Consider the following 20,874-nt stretch of genomic DNA (forward strand, 5'->3'; position numbering starts at 1 on the left):
AATTCCAAAAACAAGAAAAAATAACATAAGAAAATAGGTGAGCCAAAAGCTCACTTATTTTTTCACACTGTTAAAAGGAGAGAATTTAATTGAAAAAAATACAGCTGAAATCCTTTGGAAAAATAAATCTTTCCCTGGATGTCCTCGGAATTATGAATAATGGATTCCACCAAGTGGAAATGGTAATGCAGCAAATACTGCTATGTGACGATATAATGATAAGATGGAAAGAATATTCATGCGATCATATGATTACTATAAGTGTGTCTACCAATAAATACTTTCTTCCTACAGATGATCGTAACCTCGCCTATAAAGCTGCCATGCTTATGTCTAAAAAATACGGAAACGGTCGTTCAGGCAAAATCATAATAGATATCAAAAAACGCATCCCAATATCTGCCGGCCTTGCCGGAGGCAGTAGCAATGCCGCCGCTGTTCTTCACGGAATAAACAAACTATGGGAACTGAAACTTTCCGTAAAAGAACTGTGCCTCATAGGAAATGAACTCGGTTCAGACGTTCCTTTCTGTATCATGGGACAAGCGGCGGCAAACAAAAATCTCCATCCTGACTTTACCGAGGATCCTCTTTCCTGCCACTGCGCTCTGGCAACAGGAACAGGAACTACCTTAAAACCTCTTAAAGGTCTTAAGAGTCACTTGGTTCTTTCAAAACCGGCATTGAGTGTATCTACAGCTAAAGTATATCAGGGTATAGATTCAGAATACATACCTCACCATCCCGACAATGATGAGATGATAAAAGGTCTCAGCACAGGAGCCATTGGGCTTGTCAAAAAAAATATGATCAATGTACTTGAAAACTTCACACTAAAGCATTATCCTATAGTCAAATATACAAAAAATCAAATGCAGAAATTCTGTGATACGGGATGTGTCCTTATGAGCGGAAGCGGACCTACAGTCTTTGGGCTGTGCAGAAATATGGAGCAAGCTAAAAAAGTCTGCCGTGAAATGCTCAGAGAAAATAAAGAAAGCTTTTGGACGCGCACTACATGGTAAAGAAATAATCTATTTAGGTGAACAATATGTTGAATTTTGATATCCAGAACCATAAACCTCTCAGGGAAATGGTCTACGAAGAATTAAAAATGCAGATCCTGACAGGCGCCATAGTCCCCGGGACCAGAATGATGGAAGTAGAGCTGGCCAACCAGATAGGTGTCAGCAGAACTCCTGTCAGAGAAGCCATTAGAAAGCTTGAAAAGGAGGGACTCGTAATAATAGAGCCTCGCAAAGGTGCTTACGCCTCCCAGATTTCAACAAAAGACATGGTAGAGATTTTGGAGGTAAGACAAAATATGGAAGGTCTTGCAGCCTATTTTGCAGCTTCAAGAATGCAGCCGTCTCAGCTTGAAGATCTGAAAAATATATCGGCAAAATACAATACCGCCGTTTCAGAAGGAAATATGGAAGACATGATCCAGTACGATACACGTTTCCATCGTATCATCGTGGAATCTTGCAACAATAAAATTCTTGTACAGATGATCGAACAGCTCCAGGAACTTGTACTCAGATTTAGATACATATATTACGATGATTTCAAAAGGGCTGAAAATATGCCGGAGGAACACAGAATAATACTTGAAGCCATTGAAAGCGGCGATGCCAATGCTGCACGCGAAGCCGCTGATATACATATCAACAGGCTTAAAGAACTCGTAATAAGCGAAAATGTACAGCCAAAACATATTGAATAATAAAAACCACTCTTATGTATAGAAAGTGTACATGATGAATCTTTGATTCCGTCATGTGCACTTTTTTTATGCAGAAAGCATATAATCAATTCTTTATGAATATTGTTTATGAGAAATACTTTTCAATAATAACAAGGAGGTCGCAATACATGAATATATCGCCTTATGATAATCTGCCCGTAGGCAATAAAGAACCGCAGCAGGAGGAAGCGCAGCAGCCCGAAAATTTACAGTATGTTGACGTACCGATAGAAGAACCGGCCGAAGATATCCCCCCTGAAAAACCCGAATCCGAAGAGAGTGCAAAACCCATAGCAGATATTGATGAAAACATCGAAATTATCCTGCCCGAAATTCCTCAGACACATACTATCGATGAAACACAGGCAGAATCACAGCAGGAGACCGTCTTAAAAGACGACTTTGAAACACAGCATCCTGCGGTTATTCCATCCCAACCTTCCGGAAAAGCCTCCGCAGAACCGGCCCCGATACAACGTGAGAGCCGGGATTTTACAAAGATCACGCCACTAACATCCTCATCTCAATATTCCAAACTTAAACTCAGAAATATGTGGGATGCGAAGGAATATGTACTGCCCTTTGAGGAAACTTTACTTGTGCCGGACACTATGCCGGACATGGGTTCCGTATTATTCGCAGAAGGCAATATAGCGCTTTCACAGCCCGGAAAAGCAAGCTATGAAAAATCCGATCCTGTTTCCGGAGAAATCATCGTATATACAGTTTACAAGCCTACTGACAGCGCTGACTCTCCGGTAGACGTGATAAAATCCTCTATTCCTTTCAAAACTGATAAATGTTGGGAAAACACAGAAGGCAGTACCTTCAAAATCTCTGTATCAATAAAGACTATTTCGGCTGAAATGCTCAACGAACGTAAATTTACCGTAAAAGGAAACATTTCTATACGTTTTATAGAGATTATCCAGAAAGATTTAATGCTTTTCAATGGCATAGGAGATAATGATCTAATACAAAAAAGCAGCTCATTAAACGCCTCCGATCTTATATTTGAAACTACTGAGACAACTGAAATCTCACAGGAGATAAATATACACGAGGAACAACCTTCTCCGGTCAAGATACTCAAGGAACACTTTAATATCATAGAAAACCACAAGCAGATCACATCAGGAAAACTCGTAATAAACGGCACCATACTTTCCGAAATATTATATCTGGGACAGGAGGACGGAGAAGAGAAATTGTGCAGTCTGAAAAACAAAACAGACTTTACTCAATTTATCATTATAGAAGAGAATATCGATACTGATCTAATACAAACATCTTTTAACAACGATGGTCTGAAAACAACCATAGAAAACCAAAATCAGTTTCTTCTCCAGGGAAAGATCTTGACAGTTATATGCGGATACGAGAATAAAAATATCCCTATAGTATCCGACGCCTACCATAAAAATCAGGATATAAAATTCGATATATCAAGTCAGCCTCTTTCTTCCATAGAAGGTACTGTTTCAGGAGAAGTCTCCGCCAGAGAAATTGTAAATATCGAAGAGACAGATAAAAAACCGGAAACCCTGCTCTGCGGTTCCGGAAGAATAACAGAGATAACAGGTAATTCCGAACGCGGACGTATAATAATAGAAGGAAATGTAGCAGTCAAGATTCTTGCCCTTGATGAAAACAAAGTTCCTTTCGTAATAGACAGCACTGTACCTCTGCGCGGATCTCTTGAAATGAGTGATGCCGCAGAAGGTTTAAATATTAATGTATCCGCCGCTGTAAAAGAATTCTGGTTTGACTCTATCAACAGCCGCCAGTTAGAAATAAATATAGGAGTTTCTCTCGAAGTTTGGGCCATAGGGCAAAAAAACTTTACAACCCTCGAAAATCTTTGTTTTACTGAAACAAAGACCCCAAAAAAACGTGTATCTATGGCCATATATGTAGTAGGTGGCACAGATACCATGTGGGACATCGCAAAACGATACAAAACAGATATTGAAAGCTTGGTGCAACTTAACCAGCTGGACGCCGAAAAGCCACTGACTGAAGGTACAAAACTACTGATAATGAAATAAATTCCAAAAAATTTCTCCAGAATATGTATAATTCCTCCGCGTCCTGTAAAAACTTACGATACCAAGTAAAGTTTATACTTAAAGGAGGAATGGGAATTGAAAAAAATATCCGACGAAAAAAAATGTGTCATTTGTCTGACACTCGTAATAATAATGGGTCTTCTTCTGTTTTATACATATATCGGTGACGAGGGAAATCATCATGAAGGTATCATAAGACTGCATGTCATCGCCAACAGTAATACGGTGGCCGATCAGACTCTGAAGCTAAAGGTACGCGATGCAGTCATCGAATATATGGAAAAACAAGATGATCTCCAGGATGTCGAAGACACAAGGGAGTATCTGCAAAACAATTTAGGAAGACTTGAAAAGATCACCGAAGGTATCATAGCATCAGAAGGCTATGATTATTCTTCAAACGCCAAACTTGGAATAAGGTATATACCCGAAAAAACATATGGAGATATAACCTTTCCCGCAGGAAATTATGAAGCACTCAATATAACGATAGGCAGTGGCGAGGGAGAAAACTGGTGGTGCGTACTGTTTCCGCCTCTATGCCTGCTCGATGAAGGAACTGATTCAACATCAGAGGATAAAATGACGGAAGATCAGAAACTCCAACTGCGATGGAAACTTATGGAGATACTGGATGAGGAACACCAATAATCCTCAGGCTTAAACCTCCTGACATTAAATGACATTAAACAAAAAACGCCATTGAAAAAAGCATATTTTCTAAGGCGTTTTTTGCTTCATTCAAATAACGATGTTAAACTTTTTTTCTTGAATTCCGTTCTCAGCACATTCTGAATCCTGCCGAATTCCCCGTGCATACAACAATCCGATTTATGATTCCTGCTGCATTCATATTCTTTTTTCATACATTCTATCACCAGAAACGTATTATCAAAAACATCAATGATATCACATAAAGTCAACTCATCACAGTTTCTGCACAAGGAATACCCACCTTTGGGACCTCTCTTTATAGACAGTATCCCTCCCTCTTCAAGCCGTTTCAATATCCTGTATATAAAAGGCGATGGTATATTTTTCATTTCAGAAAGCTCTTTAGCTGACATCGAGCCATTGTGATATAATCCATCTAAAATCGTTATGGCATATTCCACTTCTTTTATAATTAAAATATGCTTCACCTCCTATGGATCTTCAATAAAACTATTTTAGTATAGTATATGATAATGTACCATATATGTCAAGTATATATGCTTAGATATACCGAACCCTAATATATGACAAAATAAGATTTATATATAAAAAAGCTCCGCCTTGACGGCTTACGTCAGTGCGGAGCTCCTTAAAGTCAAATCTTATATGCTATTATTTGTTTTCCTTGATCTTTGTTTCAAGAGTGATTCCTAACTCAGCAGCATAATCGAAGTAAGTATCAACCTGATCTTCTGTCAACATATCTGATGAGATAAGACCAGTCTGATCAAACTTGTCATTTACAAACATCTTTGAGAAGAAGAATCCACCCTGACCAGTCAGGTACATTTCTGCTGTGATTCCTGCTCTTTCAAATGATTCAACAAGTCCAGGTGCGAATACGTGAGTTTCTACTAAAGTATCAGCTCCGTCTTTCTTACCGTATGCTTCGATTACCATACAACCTGAGTCTTTTACAAGACCTTCATCTATGATTTCTTTGATCTCTTCCTTATACTTAGGTGCCGGTGGAATATGAGTAAGAACATAATCAAACGGAACGATTTCGTTTCCTTTATAGTTCTCTGCCTCGTGGCTCAGCAGGCCTGCCTGATAAAGCGGCTTAGCGAAGTCCATACCAGCTCCTGCATACTTGAAGTAAGCATTCTTACATCCCTTAAAGTGTGTATCTGCATTGAAACCATAATGTAAAGGCTCATCATGTGAGTGCTCTAAGAATGTGATCTCTTCGTCCATGTAATCGTACTGTCTCTTTTCAGGAACACCGAATGCAGGTCTGTTAACGAAAGTGCCGTTTTCAAATGCCAGAGCTTCTTCACTCATGTCAGTGAGAGCTGTGATCGGTGACCACCAGAATGGCTGGAATCTCTTAGCGATAGCGCCTTCCCATACGATATTGTAGATAGTATCGCAAGTATCCAGTTCTCTTACAGCTCTTCTTGTAGCACAGCAGATAAGTCCAGGAGCTGAACCAGTACCTACGATTGCCAGCTTACCGATTTTCTTGAACTTAGGTCCATAAATTCTGTACTGAGCCTTTAAGCTGTCGATCCATTCTTTAGTAGCTTCTGAAGTAACGTTGTCAGCAAGACCGTCATTGTCTTTCTTGCCTTCTTCGCTGTTTCTCCATACATCATATAAATTGATAGTTGAAGCGTAGTCCTGATAGTTTGCCTTTACTTCCAGCGCTGCATCAAGAACGTTCTTTGTGCATTCGAGCGGAAGACCGTTCAGGATGAGGTCTACACCCTGAGCTGCAGCTACGATGCTGTCTTTATCGTGAGCGTCTACCTGAACTCCTCTTCCCTTTTTAATGGAGCTCACTACGTTCTCAACGGCTTTCATATCATAGTCCGCGCAAATTACTTCTTCAACATTTGGTTCTAAATCGAGTCTCTTTGCTGCTGCACTTCCCTGTGCGCCTACACCTAATACTAATACTTTTTTCATTGTTCACCTCGAAAAATATGTAATACTCATACAAAACATCTTTTACAGCCAAAATCCTGCATGATATTACGTTCTAAAAATAACTTCAAATATCTCGCGTTTCCTTTTGATAAAATTTGGCATTTTCCAAGCAAGCGTCCTCACCTGGCGTTCCACGCTCCCTTCGTTATTTCTGATATTTTTATCATACCTATACAACACCTTAAAATTCGCCTTTTCGCAAGACTCTTATGAAATTTCAGCAAGATAATATTTTTATCATTACTTCCGCGAAATCAAAAAACGATCTTAAATCCTTTAATCTAAAGGCTTTAGATCGTTTTCAGTCTTTTTCGAAATTACAGATAAATGATTTTTAATCACACAAAATAATTATACAGTTATAACAATTGTCTATTAAATAGCTTCCACTATCAAGTCTCCTGTTTTTACTGTTCCAATGGCGCTTTCCCCTTCCTTTGCTATGTCCGAAGTTCTGTATCCGTCAGCGAGTACTTTCTTCACCGCAGACTCAACAGCATCAGCCTCATCACTAAGACCGAAAGTATATCTGAGCATCATCGCAGAAGACAGAATAGTAGCCATAGGATTAGCCATATCTTTTCCTGCTATATCAGGAGCAGAGCCATGCACAGGTTCATACATGCCAAAATTCCCTGTAGCCAGGCTAGCCGAAGGCAACATACCTATAGAACCTGTTATCATACTTGCTTCATCAGAGAGAATATCCCCGAAGATATTGCTGGTTACGATAACATCAAACTGCTTGGGATTTCTCACCATCTGCATTGCAGCGTTGTCTATATAAAGGTTATTCAGCTCTACCTCAGGATATTTTTCGCCGACCTCTGCAACAACACGCCTCCACAGACGTGAACTTTCCAGCACATTAGCCTTATCGACACTGGTAACTTTCTTATTTCTCTTCATAGCCATATCAAAAGCCACTTCTGCGATCCTGCGAACCTCTTCTTCGGCATATTGCTCCACATCATAAGCGGCAAGTCCCATATCGGTATCTTTAGTTCCTTTTTCCCCGAAATATATACCGCCGGTAAGTTCTCTTACCACCACTATATCAAGACCGCCTTCTACGATCTCGGCCTTAAGAGGGCACGCTTCAGCTAAATCTTCGAACAATAGAGCAGGTCTGAGATTCGCAAAAAGTCCAAGCTCTTTTCTCAGTCCCAAAAGAGCCATCTCCGGGCGTTCACTTCCGGGCAGAGTATCCCATTTCCACCCTCCTACAGCCCCCAGAAGTACCGCATCACTTGCTCTGCATGTATCTATCGTCTCCTGCGGCAAACACGTCCCTGAAGCATCAATAGCACACCCCCCTGCCAAAACCTCAGTATATTCAAATTTATGTCCGAATTTTTCCCCAACTTTATCTAAAACTCTAATGGTCTGCCTAATTACTTCCGGACCTATCCCATCACCCGGAACTATTGCTATCTTATAATTCATCATGTTCCTCCTTATGCTTTGAGACTGTTCATCAGTCCGCCTTTTGCCATAATATCTTTGATAAAATCGGGAAACGGCAGCGCCTGGTATGTCTCGCCTTTCGTCTCATTAGTAATAACACCTGTATCAAAATCCACTGTAACCTCGTCCCCGTTTTCTATCTTTTCACTTGCCTCAGGACACTCCAGAATAGGAAGTCCTATATTTATGGAATTTCTGTAAAATATCCTGGCAAATGTTTTAGCTATAACGCAGTCTATACCACTTGCTTTTATAGCAATAGGAGCATGCTCTCTGGAAGATCCGCAGCCAAAGTTTTCTCCTCCGACCATAATATCTCCCGCTTTCACTTTATTTACGAAATCAGCATCTATGTCCTCCATGCAATGGCTTGCCAGCTCTTTATGGTCAGCAGTGTTGAGATGTCTTGCCGGGATTATAACGTCTGTATCTACATTATCTCCATATTTATGAACTTTTCCTTGCGCTTTCATATTTTTTCCTCCTTTGATAACCTTAATTAAAAGTTACAATTCATCAGGTCCGCTTATTTTTCCCGTTACAGCTGATGCGGCTGCCACTGCAGGACTTGCCAGATAAACTTCTGATTTAACATGCCCCATTCTTCCTACAAAATTTCTGTTAGTAGTTGCGACACATCGCTCTCCTTCTGCCAGGATTCCCATATGTCCTCCGAGACATGGACCGCATGTAGGAGTAGAGACCACGCATCCTGCATCAATGAATATATCAAGATAACCATTTTTGATACATTCTTTATATATCTGCTGAGTTGCCGGTATAATTATGGCTCTTACATCATCATGAACTTTTCTTCCTTTTAGGATCTCTGCAGCCAAAGCCATATCTTCCAGCCTTCCGTTTGTACATGAACCTATGACTACCTGATTGATACCGATATCCCCTACCTCATCTATAGTTCTTGTATTTTCAGGCAGATGAGGGAAAGATACAGTAGGCCGCAAAATCGAAAGATCTATGTCATATTCTTCTGCATATTCAGCATCATCATCAGGAGCATAGACTTTCCATTCACCCTTTACTCTGTCTTTCATATACTTCTCGGTGATTTCGTCAACCATAAATATCCCGTTTTTAGCTCCCGCCTCTATTGCCATATTGGCTATGCAAAGCCTGTCATCCATTGAAAGAGAAGCAAGACCTTCTCCCATGAATTCCATGGATCTGTAAAGAGCTCCATCCACACCTATCATGCCAATTATATGCAAAATGACATCTTTTCCCGTAACGTTTTCGGCAAGACTACCTTTAAGATTGAATTTTATGGCTTCAGGAACTTTGAACCACGCCTGACCCGTAGCCATTCCCGCAGCCATATCAGTGCTTCCCACACCTGTGGAAAAAGCACCCAATGCACCATATGTACATGTATGTGAGTCAGCCCCGATTATGCAGTCCCCGGCCTTTACAATACCCTGCTCCGGCAAAAGCGCATGCTCAATCCCCATTCTTCCCACATCATAAAAATGTTTTACATCAAACCTTCTGGCAAAAGTCCTGCACTGCATACACTGTTCAGCTGCCTTTATATCCTTGTTAGGGGTAAAGTGATCCATTACAAGAGAAATCTTCTCCCTGTCAAAGACACCGTCAAAACCTGCCCTTTCAAATTCGTTCACCGCAACAGGTGTTGTTATATCATTTCCTAAAACCATATCAAGATCAGCCATAATAAGCTGTCCCGCAGATACGCTGCCAAGACCGGCATGAGCAGCCAGAATCTTTTGAGTCATTGTCATCCCCATATCATTTCCTCCTATTTATTTCCTGTAAACATAACCAAACTATTCTACAAAGTGATCTTTTTTATTCTGTCTGTTGAGAGCGCTTACCAAGGCATTTACCGATGCCAGTATTATATCTTCATGAGTTCCCACTCCCCAGAACACATCTCCGTTTTTATCTTCTATACATACATACGCTGCGGCCTTGGAACTGGACTCAGATGAAAGCGCATGCTCCGAATATGTTATGAATTTGTAATCAAATGTATAAGGCGACATTTTAAGAGCATTGCTTATAGCGTCCAGGCGTCCGTTTCCAACCGCCTCAAACTGATACACTTTGCCGGCTATCCGTACCTTTATATCTGCTATCATACCATCGTTGGCTTTAAAATCCGAAGCCTTTCTGAATGCCGCATCAGTGATATCTATAGGATCGAAAACATTCACATATTCTCTGGCAAAAGCCTGATACACTTCCACAGGCGTAAGCTCCTTATGTTCTTTATCAGAAATATCCTTCACCATATATCCGATTTCTTCTCTCATCTGCTGAGGAATCATATATCCGAAATTATTCTCCAGAATATACGCAACGCCGCCTTTTCCTGACTGACTGTTGATACGAATAACATCAGCTTCATATTCTCTGCCCACATCCTGCGGATCAAGCGGCAAATACGGAACAGACCATGTCTTGAGATCCTTCTCTTTATGCCATCTCATTCCCTTGGCAATAGCATCCTGATGTGAACCCGAGAATGCGGCGAATACCAACTGTCCGCCGTAAGGCTGTCTCGGATGAACTTTCATATCCGTATATTTCTCATATGTCTCGACAACTTCAGGCATATTGGAAAAATCAAGCTGAGGATCGACACCGTGACAGAACATATTCATCGCCAGCGTCACGACGTCTACATTCCCTGTTCTCTCTCCATTGCCGAAAAGCGTCCCCTCTATCCTATCGCCTCCTGCAAGAAGCCCCAGTTCGGCATCAGCTACTGCAGTTCCTCTGTCATTATGAGGATGAAGAGAAACTATGACATTCTCCCTGTTATGAAGATTAGCACACATATACTCTATCTGAGAAGCATATACGTGAGGCATGGACATCTCCACCGTTCCCGGCAGATTAATGATGACTTTATTATCAGCTGTCGGCTCCCATATATCTATGACTGCATTACAGATATCCGCCGCAAAATCCACTTCCGTACCGGTAAAACTCTCCGGTGAATATTCAAAAGAAAATTCCGTCTCCGGATTCTGAGCCGCATATTCTTTCATGAGAGCAGCTCCATCGGTGGCGATCTTTATGATTTCAGGTTTTTCTTTCTTAAACACCTGTTCTCTCTGAGCCAATGATGTGGAATTGTAAAGATGTACTATAGCCTTTTTCACACCTTTCAGCGATTCAAAAGTCTTCTTTATTATGTGCTTTCTCGACTGAGTCAACACTTGAACCGTAACATCATCCGGAATCAAATTTTCATCTACCAATTTTCTCAAAAACTGATATTCTGTCTTTGATGCTGCCGGGAACCCAACCTCAATCTGTTTAAATCCTATCTTGACCAAATATTTAAAGAATTCCACCTTTTCTTCCAGGCTCATAGGCACTATAAGAGCCTGATTCCCGTCTCTAAGGTCTACACTGCACCATATAGGGGCCTTTTCAACATGATCTTTTTTCACCCATTCGTTGTGAGGTTTATCAGGAGGAAAATATCCCACCTTATATTTATTGTAGTTTTTCATAATTCTTTCCTTTCTTCAACTGTATGATAGTACAATTCCAAACAAAGTCAGCCGCGCCAACTCTTTTAGCGGCCAGACATCGCCACATCTTATCAGTATCGCAGGCGATACTTCCCGATGTGATAAAAAAAGCCTTCATCTCAAATATAAGAGACGAAGGCATAAGCTTCCGCGGTACCACTCTTATTGGCATGCTGTTTCGGCTTCCGCCGTTTCAGAACTGTTAAAAAATCATAAATTCAGCATCTTCTGAAAAATCACATACCCACTTAAGGTTTGACACTCCCGGCCGAGACATCTGAATCCATATACAGTCTTGCACCATCCGACTGCTCGCTGAAATATTTTCATCAAATTTATTCCGTTCATCGCGTCTGTATTTACATGTATGGTACTAATATATAATAATGTAAAGTCTTTGTCAACAGAAAAAATCATTACCGCCGGCATAATCGTTAATTCGTTGTTCCTCACTTCGTTCGAAACCCCAGCTAAAGCCACTATAAAGCAAAATCTATGCAGATGATTCCGAGGAACATCTGCATAGATTTTATAGGGTAAGTCTATATTTCTTTTATCTTTGTTTCCATTATTATATCCAGCTCTTTTGCATACTCAAAATACTTATCCACCTTGTCAAGAGGCAGCATATCCGATGAAATAAGACCTGTCATATCAAAGTCATCATTTACAAACATCTTTGAAAACAGATATCCGCCCTGACCCGTAAGATACATTTCTCCTGTCATTCCTGCTTTTTCAAAGGCTTCGGCAAGCCCCGGCGAGAACACGTGGTTTTCAACGAGAATATCCTTACCGTCTTTCTTTCCGTATGCTTCTATAACCATACAGCCGTCATCGCAGACGATTCCTTCATCTATTATCTCCTGAATTTCATGTCTGAATTTAGGCGGTTTTGGAATATGATTTATTATCACATCAAACGGCTCCACCATGCTGCCCTTGATGTCTTCCTTTTCATGTCCGAGAAGACCCGCTCTATACAGAGGTCTGGCAAAGTCCATACCAACTCCGGCATACTTAAAGTAAGCATTTTTACAGCCCTTGAAATATTTTTCCGCATTAAGTCCATACTGTACCGGTTCATCATGGCAGTGATTCTGGAATGTTACAGGCTTATCCATATAATCGTACTGTCTCACGATAGGATCTGCAAACGGCTCTTTTACAAAAATTTCACCGTTTTCATATGTATACGCAGGCTCCATCATATCCTGGAGAGCTGTTTCCGGCGACCACCAGAAGGGCTGAAATCTTTCAGCTTCAACACCTTCCCATACTATGTTGTAGATAGTCTCGCATGAGTCCAGATGCTTCATTGCGGCTCTTGTAGCACAGCAGATAAGTCCCGGAGCAGAGCCTGTTCCTATGATAGCAAGTTTTCCTATTTCCTTGAACTTAGGTCCGTACACTTCAAACTGGTATTTCATACCTCTTATCCATCCGAGATTTACATCTTCATCAAAAGCAGTGGAGGAGGAAAAATCCTGATAATTTGCTTTTACCGCCAGCGCTGCGTCCAGCACATTTTTACCGAATTCAAGGGGCAGTGCATTCACAATAAGATCCGCACCCTGCGCGCATTCTATAAGACTGTTGACATCATATGCATCACATTGCGCACCTTTTGCCTTTTTCAAGCCGCTTACAAGCTCATCAACCGCTGCTTTATTATAGTCGGCGCAGATGATTTCTCCAACCGTCGACTCTTCATCAAGTCTTCTTGCCACTGTCGTTCCCTGTGCCCCGGTTCCTATTATTACTACTTTTTTCATTATGCTACCTTCTCTTTCATTGAATTATCTGCTTATATGGTAGCCGAAAAAAATATCAGCTTCAATCGACGTATTTTCTATCTTTGCCAATAGAATAGGCAGGGACTCAATTTCTGTATCTTATAGAAACTATGCCCCTGCCAATCTTACGTTTTTATTTCGTTATCTTGTCAATTTTTATGAAAATCTTAATGCCATCCTTATATTTTTAGAGCTTACCATGTGTGAGATGCGATTCATCAGTTTTCTTACATTTACCGCATCGGCGAAATCATCAAAGCATACAACAAATCTACATCTTGGCAGAAAATCCGCAGCGTCACTTTCATTCAATGCGTGTACAAAATACTCCAAAACGCTTTCCCATTCATCTACGGAATGTTCAGGAAAATATATTTCTATATAAAGCAGCAGCGACATTTTCTTTGCACCCTTAACAACCATTTCCACAAACTCCATGTCCATATTAATGTTGCCACCGTCTATATCTACCACAGCCCTGTCAAAAAGAGGGAGATATATCTCTTTTAATCCTGCCTCCAGATGGTTTTCCTTTATCATCTCCTGTTTTATCTTACTGCCGGAATATTTTCCTATCTGCAGCTCATACTTTTGCCGCCAGTTTTCTTTCTTCTCCGAATCCTGCATAAAGCTGGCTTTGTTTTCATCCATGTTGGCATATATCAGTGTCCGTCCGAATTTTGAAAGAATTTCGGCTTCGCTATATTCTTTTACAGACGTTCCTTCGGCTTTATATTTTTCATATTCCTTCTTGTGCTGGGATGGTGTTTTTTCATACCATTTTTTAAAGCCTTTGTAAATATATTTTGAATCAGAAAAGCCGCAATTAAATGAAATCTCATTAATGCTTTTATTGCTGGTCAGCATCATCTTCTCTGCCCGCTCGCTTCTTACAGATGTAATATAATCTGTAAGGTTCATGTTGGTAAGATTCTTCCAGAACTGAGAAATATAATTTCTTCCTACGAACTCTTTCTGCGCCAGGTCATTAAGATCCAGTTTCTCTCCGTACTTTGTATCTATGAGCTTTACTATCCTGTAATACCTTTGCAACTGACTGTTCGGAATCTCCTTTCCGTTATGATAATGAGCAAAATCGTATTTATTTATGAAAATATCCATCAGCTGCTTCGCAAAACCATCTATTTTCTTTGGATCACTGTCATCTTTAGCTGCCTCCAGGACGATATCAATAATGAGATTTCTCACTTCCGGCGAGCATTTCTCCTGAAGGCTGTTTGCATTAAAGCTTTCACAGGCAAAATATATATACTGAACATACTCACATTGCTTCTCAAAATGCGATAGGTTCAGATACAGAGAAAGAACCAGATTCTCACCCCTTCCTTTTATATAATGAATATCGCCTTTGTTTATCACAGTGAAATCATTTTTTTCCAAGTGAAATTTATCATAAGTGGACAATATGTTTATATCGCCCTTAAGCACAAACAGCAGTTCTATACAATCCTCATGATAATGGGGCTCATACCTGTCTATATTATATACTCTTACAGCCACAGACGTACCGGGTATATAGTTTACATTCTCTTTTTCTATCATAAATTTTACCACTACACTTCTCTTAAGAAATCATCCTGTGCTTTCATTATATAACTTTCTTTTGCTTTTACAAATAGAGATTTTTCGTATTCTGTTTTTAACTTCCTCAAATCTCATGGCATAAATCATTTTTACGATCAAAACAAAAAAAATAGTTTTTTTGTTTTTAAAAACTATGTTTTCATATTTTCTTTGTATTTTTATAACAATTTCTACAAAAAACATGTTGATTTTATTTCTAAACCATATATAATAAGTGTAATGAAATAACAAATCAATTTACAGAAGGAGGAAAAAATGAGAGTTACAGGATCACAACTGGTTGCTGAGATCTTATTAGAACACAGCGTAGACACTATATTCGGATATCCCGGAGGTGCAGCGCTGAATCTATACGACGCATTATACGAATACAGAGATAAGATAAAGCACGTATTGACAGCTCATGAACAAGGCGCAGCTCATGCTGCCGACGGATATTACAGGGCAACAGGTAAAACAGGCGTCGTCTTTGCTACCAGCGGTCCCGGAGCAACTAATCTGGTGACAGGTATCGCCACAGCGTTTATGGACAGTATACCTATGATAGCCATAACTGCCAACGTACCTGACAGTCTTATCGGCAGAGATGCATTTCAGGAAATATGCATAACAGGAATAACCATGCCGATAACAAAGCATACCTTCTTTGTCAATAGAATAGAAGATCTGGCAGATGCCATGAGAAACGCCTTCAGGATCGCTAACAGCGGAAGAAAAGGACCTGTTCTCATCGACATCACCAAGGATGTCACTGCAGCAATGACGGACTACAAACCCGAAAAACCGCTTCCTCTCAACCCTCGGCCGGTATTCACCGACAAAGAGGTTCAGGAAGTGGCTTCCATGATCAATTCATCAGAAAAACCTATCGTATATTTTGGAGGCGGCGTAGCTGCAGCAGGCGCAGGCGAAGAACTCAATGCGCTTTTGGAAACTGCCGATATCCCCGCTACATATACATTGATGGCAGCCGGAATACTGGGGTATGAGAATCCGAGAAATCTCGGCCTTATAGGAATGCACGGAAGCATCGCAGCTAACAGGGCTGTAGACAGAGCTGATCTGGTAATCGCATTAGGAGCCAGATTCAGCGACCGAGTGGCTCTTAATCCGGAAAAATTCGCCAAGAAAGCTCATAAAATACAGATTGATATAGATACAAGCGAGCTGAACAAAAACGTCCTCGTAGATTTAGGGGTAACTGCCGATGTAAAAGAATTTCTTACTAAACTTCTGCCTCTGATCAAGAAAAAAGACCATAAGGAATGGGTATCTCAGGCAACAGAATGGAAAAAGAAGACAGGAGATGTGAAGTGTCAGGGAGCTGACCTTCATCCAAGTGAGATCGTACATGCAGTATGCGATCTTACAGATAAGGAAACCATTTATGTTACCGATGTAGGTCAGCATCAGATGTGGGCGGCTCAATATCTGAAACATGACAAGACCAAAGATTTCATCACAAGCGGAGGTCTGGGAACGATGGGATTCGGCTACGGCGCAGCTATAGGAGCTCAGATCGGATGCCCTGACAAAAGAGTCGTTCATTTCACAGGAGACGGTTCTTTCCATATGAACTTGAATGAAGCATGTACGGCAGTCAGCCAAGAGCTTCCCATCATAACTATCATAATGAATAATCAGGTTCTCGACATGGTATACCAGTGGCAGACATCTTTTTACGGAAAAAGATACGCAGCCACAACACCTGAAAGAAAAACAAACTTCTCTAAACTGGCAGAAGCTTTCGGAGCAAAGGGTTTCACCGCGTCCAATCCCAAAGAATTCGAAGAAGCTTTCAAAAAAGCTTTGCAGGAAAAGGGACCTGTATGGATCGACTGCGCTATAGCAAGAGATGAACGAGTTCTTCCTATGATCCCGGGCGGAGGAACTATCGAAGATATGATCATAGGTTAGGAGGAAGACGAGTATGGATAAACAAATAAAAAAAGAAGTTATCAGCATTCTTGTAGACAACCAGGCCAATGTTCTTACAAGAGTCAGCAGCCTGTTCGGACGCAGAGGATTTAATATAGATTCGCTTACAGTCTCAGCCACCAACGATCCTAAACTTTCAAGAATAACTGTAGTCTTTACGGGAACGGAACAGGGACTTCACCAAATAATAACACAGACTGCCAAACTGGAGGTTGTAAAAAAAATATTTACACTCAATTCAAATGACAGTATTTACAGAGAACTTCTCCTTCTTAAAGTTAAAGCCGACAAAACAGAACGCTCAGCTATAAAGGAAATCGTTGAGATATACAGGGGAAGAATCGTAGATCTGTCAAAAGACAGTCTGATCATAGAGATGACCGGAGCGTCGGAGAAACTCGATGCTTTTATGGATATGATGAGCTGTCACGAAATCGCCGAAGTATGCCGTACCGGTATTACAGGTATTGGCCGAGGCGCAAGCTGGCACGAAGAATAATTATTGTCTTTAAAATTTTTAATATACAAAAGGAGACGGAAAAAATGATTAAAAAATATTATGATCAGGATTGTAATTTAGCATTATTAGACGGAAAAACCGTTGCTATCATAGGATTCGGAAGTCAGGGACACGCCCATGCCATGAATCTTAATGAAAGCGGAGTAAACGTAGTGGTAGGTCTCAGACCGGGATCCGCTCACACTGCAAAAGCAGAAGCTGCCGGATTAAAAGTCATGGGTATCGAAGAAGCTGCAGAAGCAGGCGATGTCGTAATGATCCTTACTCCTGATGAACTTCAGGCTTCTATCTACAAGAACCAGATCGAAAAGCATATGAAAGAAGGAAATGTACTGGCATTCGCTCATGGATTCAACATCCACTACAATCAGATACAGCCTGCATCATATCTTGATGTTGTAATGATCGCCCCTAAAGGCCCGGGACATACAGTAAGAAGCCAGTATGTAGAAGGGAAAGGTGTTCCAAGCCTTATAGCTGTTTATCAGGATGCTTCCGGAAAAGCAAAAGACTATGCTCTTGCTTACGCAAGCGGAATAGGTGCAGGACGTGCAGGAATTCTTGAAACTACATTTAAAGAAGAGACTGAAACAGACCTCTTCGGAGAACAGGCTGTACTCTGCGGCGGCGTTACAGAACTTATGAAGGCCGGATTCGATACACTGGTAGAAGCAGGCTATGAACCTGAAATGGCTTACTTTGAATGTATTCACGAAATGAAACTTATTGTGGACCTTATCAATGAGGGCGGATTCGATAAAATGAGATATTCCATCTCCAACACTGCTGAATATGGCGACTACAGAACAGGAACAAGAATCGTTACAGAGGATACGAGAAAAGAAATGAAAAAAGTTCTCTCAGAAATCCAGGACGGTACTTTTGCAAGCGAATTCATTCAGGAATTCAATGCAGGCGGCAGAGCTAAATTCCTGGCAACAAGAAAGAAAGAAGCTTCACATCTCCTCTGCAAAGTGGGCGAAGAGCTCAGAAAGATGATGAGTTGGCTGAAAAAATAGTATATTAAACAGATAAACATAAAAGAGGTTTTGCTATGGCAATTGGTCCTCGGCATTCTGAGCAGACGCATTACAAGCTCATGCCTGCGGAGGTTGCCTCCGCAAAATCTCTTTATTTTATTTTCCGGGAAATATCATCAAGCGATACTTCCAAAAATGCGGAAAACCGGCAAAGCCGGATTTTTACCCGAAAAACAAGAAAGGAAACGAAAAATGAGAAGCGATAACGTAACAAAAGGCGTTGAAAAGGCTCCTATGCGAAGTCTGTTTTACGCCATGGGATATACAAAAGAAGAACTGGAACGGCCTCTCATAGGTGTTGTTTCAGCAAAAAGTGAAGTAGTGCCAGGTCACATCCATCTCGATAAGATAGCAGAAGCCGTCAAAGCCGGAGTAAGAATGGCCGGAGGAACCCCTATAGAGGTTCCTGCCATAGGAGTCTGCGATGGAATAGCTATGGGACATATAGGGATGAAATACAGCCTAGCAAGCCGCGAGCTGATTGCTGACAGCGTAGAAACCATGGCTATGGCTCATGCCTTCGACGGTCTGGTTCTGGTACCTAACTGCGATAAGATCGTTCCCGGTATGATAATGGCTGCCGTAAGAATAAATATACCGACAGTAGTCTGCTCCGGCGGTCCTATGATGTCAGGTCTTGTAAAAGGTGAAGAAACCAGTCTTTCCAAAATGTTTGAGGCAGTAGGCGCAAGAAAGGCCGACCTGATTGATGATGAAGAGCTTCTGGAATTCGAAGAAAACACATGTCCGGGATGCGGATCATGTTCGGGCATGTATACTGCCAACAGCATGAACTGTCTTTCGGAAGCCGTCGGAATAGCTCTTCCCGGAAACGGAACCATCCCTGCGGTAGACGCTGCAAGGATCAGACTCGCCAAACACGCCGGCATGGCTATCATGAATTTAGTGGAGAAAGATATTAAAGCGCGTGACATCATAAATGAAAAATCTTTGAGAAATGCCCTTGCTTGCGATATGGCTCTTGGCTGCTCCTCAAACAGCGTACTTCATCTATTGGCAATAGCCAATGAAGCAGGAGTGGAGCTTAATCTTGATATTTTTAATGAATTCAGCGCAAAAGTCCCTAATCTCTGTCATCTGGCTCCTGCAGGAGGCACTCATATGCATGATCTCAACAATGCAGGAGGTCTCAGAGCAGTATTCAGTGAACTCACTAAAAAAGGTCTCATTGACGAAAGCTTAATAACAGCTACCGGAAAAACTGTAGGAGAAAATATTGAGGGTGCCTGCGTCAAGAATTATGATATAATAAGACCAATAGATAATCCATACAGCGAAACCGGTGGAATCGCCATTATGTGGGGCAACATAGCTCAGGACGGCTGTGTAGTGAAAAGAAGTGCGGTAGCTGCAGAAATGCTTTCTCACAGCGGACCTGCAAGAGTCTTTAACTGCGAGGAAGACGCCATCGCAGCTATTTATGCAGGAAAAATAACAGACGGTGATGTAGTGGTAATCAGATATGAAGGCCCTAAAGGCGGTCCGGGAATGAGAGAAATGCTCAATCCTACAAGCGCACTTGCAGGAATGAAGCTTGATAAAACAGTTGCTCTCATAACAGACGGTCGTTTCAGCGGTGCCAGCAGAGGTGCTTCCATAGGCCATGTCTGCCCTGAAGCTGCTGCAGGCGGAAACATCGGTCTTATCAAAGAAGGGGATATCATAGACATAGATATTCCAAATGCCAAGATAAATGCCAGAGTTTCCGATGAAGAATTCAGCAAAAGACGCAAAGAATATATCGCTCCCGCACCGAACGTAACCGGAGGATGGCTGGCCAGATATATGAGAAACGTATCATCATCCGCTAAAGGAGCTGTTATGGAATAAATACCGCAAGAGATGCCTTTTCAGGCACTCTCGCAAAATTCAGACCAACAGCAATTAGTATAAAGGGAGGTTATGATGTGTAAAACAGCATTTACCGGAGGTCTTCTGATAGACGGCACCGGATCAGCCGCCGTAACAAACAGTCTGGTTCTTATTGATGACGATAAGATTACTTATGCGGGCAAAGCCTCAGACATTCCTGCTGAATACGATATTATCGATATCACAGGCAAAACTATAATGCCGGGGCTTGTGGACGCTCACCTTCATTTTTCAGGTAACCTTACAGAGAATGACAGCGACTGGGTCATGGAGGATAATATCCAGAAAGCTGTTGTCGCAGTACAGCAAGCTCATGAGTGTCTCGAATCCGGTCTGACTACTGTCGGCGAGATCTCAAGGTTCGGTATCCACATCAGAAATATGGTGGAAGCTAAAGTAATGAAAGGGCCGAGAATTATTGCTACAGGTCTTGGTTTCTGTGCGACAGCCGGACATGGAGACTCCCATAAACTTTCTATAGAGCAAAACAAAAATGCTCATCCATGGGCAGAATGTGTAGACGGTCCGTGGGATCTCCGAAAAGCTGTAAGGAGAAGAATACGAGAAAATCCCGATGCTATAAAAATATGGGCAACCGGAGGCGGTATATGGAGATGGGAAATAGG

18 protein-coding genes are annotated in these 20,874 nt (G+C 41.3%); 9 read left to right on the forward strand and 9 right to left on the reverse strand.

Features of this window, described 5'->3' with window-relative positions; all coding sequences use genetic code 11:
- The first annotated feature begins 89 nt into the window (after positions 1-89).
- The 4 genes from ispE to spoIIR all read left to right on the forward strand — a co-directional run bounded on the left by ispE (position 90) and on the right by spoIIR (position 4,467).
- Positions 90-1,025, forward strand: coding sequence for a 4-(cytidine 5'-diphospho)-2-C-methyl-D-erythritol kinase (gene ispE, locus ACLR96_RS08610; RefSeq protein ID WP_177270868.1), 936 nt, complete (start codon positions 90-92; stop codon positions 1,023-1,025).
- 26 nt (positions 1,026-1,051) lie between these two features.
- Complete coding sequence (locus ACLR96_RS08615) at positions 1,052-1,726, forward strand: GntR family transcriptional regulator (protein WP_177270869.1); 675 nt, start codon at positions 1,052-1,054, stop codon at positions 1,724-1,726.
- Positions 1,727-1,875: 149 nt separating this feature from the next.
- Entirely contained in the window at positions 1,876-3,795 is a 1,920-nt protein-coding gene (locus ACLR96_RS08620; RefSeq protein ID WP_177270870.1) for an SPOCS domain-containing protein, read from the forward strand.
- Between the two features lie 96 nt (positions 3,796-3,891).
- The gene (gene spoIIR / locus ACLR96_RS08625; protein ID WP_177270871.1) at positions 3,892-4,467 is read left to right on the forward strand and encodes a stage II sporulation protein R; all 576 of its coding nucleotides are present in this window, start codon (positions 3,892-3,894) and stop codon (positions 4,465-4,467) included.
- An 86-nt stretch (positions 4,468-4,553) separates the two neighbouring features.
- On the opposite strand, the gene ACLR96_RS08630 is transcribed toward spoIIR, so the two are convergent.
- From ACLR96_RS08630 to ACLR96_RS08670, 9 genes are all read right to left on the reverse strand, one after another.
- Positions 4,554-4,958, reverse strand: a complete 405-nt coding sequence (locus ACLR96_RS08630) for an Rrf2 family transcriptional regulator (RefSeq protein ID WP_177270872.1) — start codon at positions 4,956-4,958, stop codon at positions 4,554-4,556.
- A gap of 184 nt (positions 4,959-5,142) precedes the next feature.
- Positions 5,143-6,441: a saccharopine dehydrogenase NADP-binding domain-containing protein gene (locus ACLR96_RS08635; RefSeq protein WP_177270873.1), complete on the reverse strand. Its 1,299-nt coding sequence runs from the start codon at positions 6,439-6,441 to the stop codon at positions 5,143-5,145.
- Between the two features lie 396 nt (positions 6,442-6,837).
- Complete coding sequence (leuB, locus tag ACLR96_RS08640) at positions 6,838-7,908, reverse strand: 3-isopropylmalate dehydrogenase (RefSeq protein ID WP_177270874.1); 1,071 nt, start codon at positions 7,906-7,908, stop codon at positions 6,838-6,840.
- Positions 7,909-7,919: 11 nt separating this feature from the next.
- A complete protein-coding gene (gene leuD / locus ACLR96_RS08645; protein WP_177270875.1) occupies positions 7,920-8,402 on the reverse strand; it encodes a 3-isopropylmalate dehydratase small subunit in 483 nt (160 codons plus the stop codon).
- Between the two features lie 33 nt (positions 8,403-8,435).
- Positions 8,436-9,695: a 3-isopropylmalate dehydratase large subunit gene (gene leuC, locus ACLR96_RS08650; protein WP_177270876.1), complete on the reverse strand. Its 1,260-nt coding sequence runs from the start codon at positions 9,693-9,695 to the stop codon at positions 8,436-8,438.
- Between the two features lie 39 nt (positions 9,696-9,734).
- A complete protein-coding gene (locus tag ACLR96_RS08655) occupies positions 9,735-11,435 on the reverse strand; it encodes a 2-isopropylmalate synthase (RefSeq protein ID WP_177270877.1) in 1,701 nt (566 codons plus the stop codon).
- Complete coding sequence (locus tag ACLR96_RS08660) at positions 11,419-11,628, reverse strand: hypothetical protein (RefSeq protein WP_177270878.1); 210 nt, start codon at positions 11,626-11,628, stop codon at positions 11,419-11,421. The genes ACLR96_RS08655 and ACLR96_RS08660 overlap by 17 nt, the downstream gene beginning before the upstream one ends.
- A 370-nt stretch (positions 11,629-11,998) precedes the next feature.
- Positions 11,999-13,231 (reverse strand): saccharopine dehydrogenase family protein, encoded by a 1,233-nt coding sequence (locus tag ACLR96_RS08665; RefSeq protein ID WP_177270879.1) that lies wholly within the window; start codon positions 13,229-13,231, stop codon positions 11,999-12,001.
- A gap of 177 nt (positions 13,232-13,408) precedes the next feature.
- Positions 13,409-14,827: a helix-turn-helix domain-containing protein gene (locus ACLR96_RS08670; protein ID WP_177270880.1), complete on the reverse strand. Its 1,419-nt coding sequence runs from the start codon at positions 14,825-14,827 to the stop codon at positions 13,409-13,411.
- Between the two features lie 285 nt (positions 14,828-15,112).
- On the opposite strand from ACLR96_RS08670, the gene ilvB reads away from it, so the two are divergent.
- From ilvB to ACLR96_RS08695, 5 genes are all read left to right on the forward strand, one after another.
- Positions 15,113-16,774, forward strand: a complete 1,662-nt coding sequence (gene ilvB, locus ACLR96_RS08675) for a biosynthetic-type acetolactate synthase large subunit (RefSeq protein ID WP_412265632.1) — start codon at positions 15,113-15,115, stop codon at positions 16,772-16,774.
- Between the two features lie 13 nt (positions 16,775-16,787).
- A complete protein-coding gene (gene ilvN, locus ACLR96_RS08680) occupies positions 16,788-17,294 on the forward strand; it encodes an acetolactate synthase small subunit (RefSeq protein ID WP_177270882.1) in 507 nt (168 codons plus the stop codon).
- A 44-nt stretch (positions 17,295-17,338) separates the two neighbouring features.
- The gene (ilvC, locus tag ACLR96_RS08685; RefSeq protein ID WP_177270883.1) at positions 17,339-18,334 is read left to right on the forward strand and encodes a ketol-acid reductoisomerase; all 996 of its coding nucleotides are present in this window, start codon (positions 17,339-17,341) and stop codon (positions 18,332-18,334) included.
- Positions 18,335-18,547: 213 nt separating this feature from the next.
- The gene (gene ilvD, locus ACLR96_RS08690; RefSeq protein WP_177270884.1) at positions 18,548-20,206 is read left to right on the forward strand and encodes a dihydroxy-acid dehydratase; all 1,659 of its coding nucleotides are present in this window, start codon (positions 18,548-18,550) and stop codon (positions 20,204-20,206) included.
- Between the two features lie 72 nt (positions 20,207-20,278).
- Positions 20,279-20,874 (forward strand): amidohydrolase family protein (locus ACLR96_RS08695; RefSeq protein WP_412265635.1); only part of this gene is annotated, 596 nt, incomplete at its 3' end.

The sequence above is a fragment of the Lentihominibacter sp. genome, assembly GCF_046951855.1.
Taxonomy (GTDB): domain Bacteria; phylum Bacillota; class Clostridia; order Peptostreptococcales; family Anaerovoracaceae; genus Lentihominibacter; species Lentihominibacter hominis.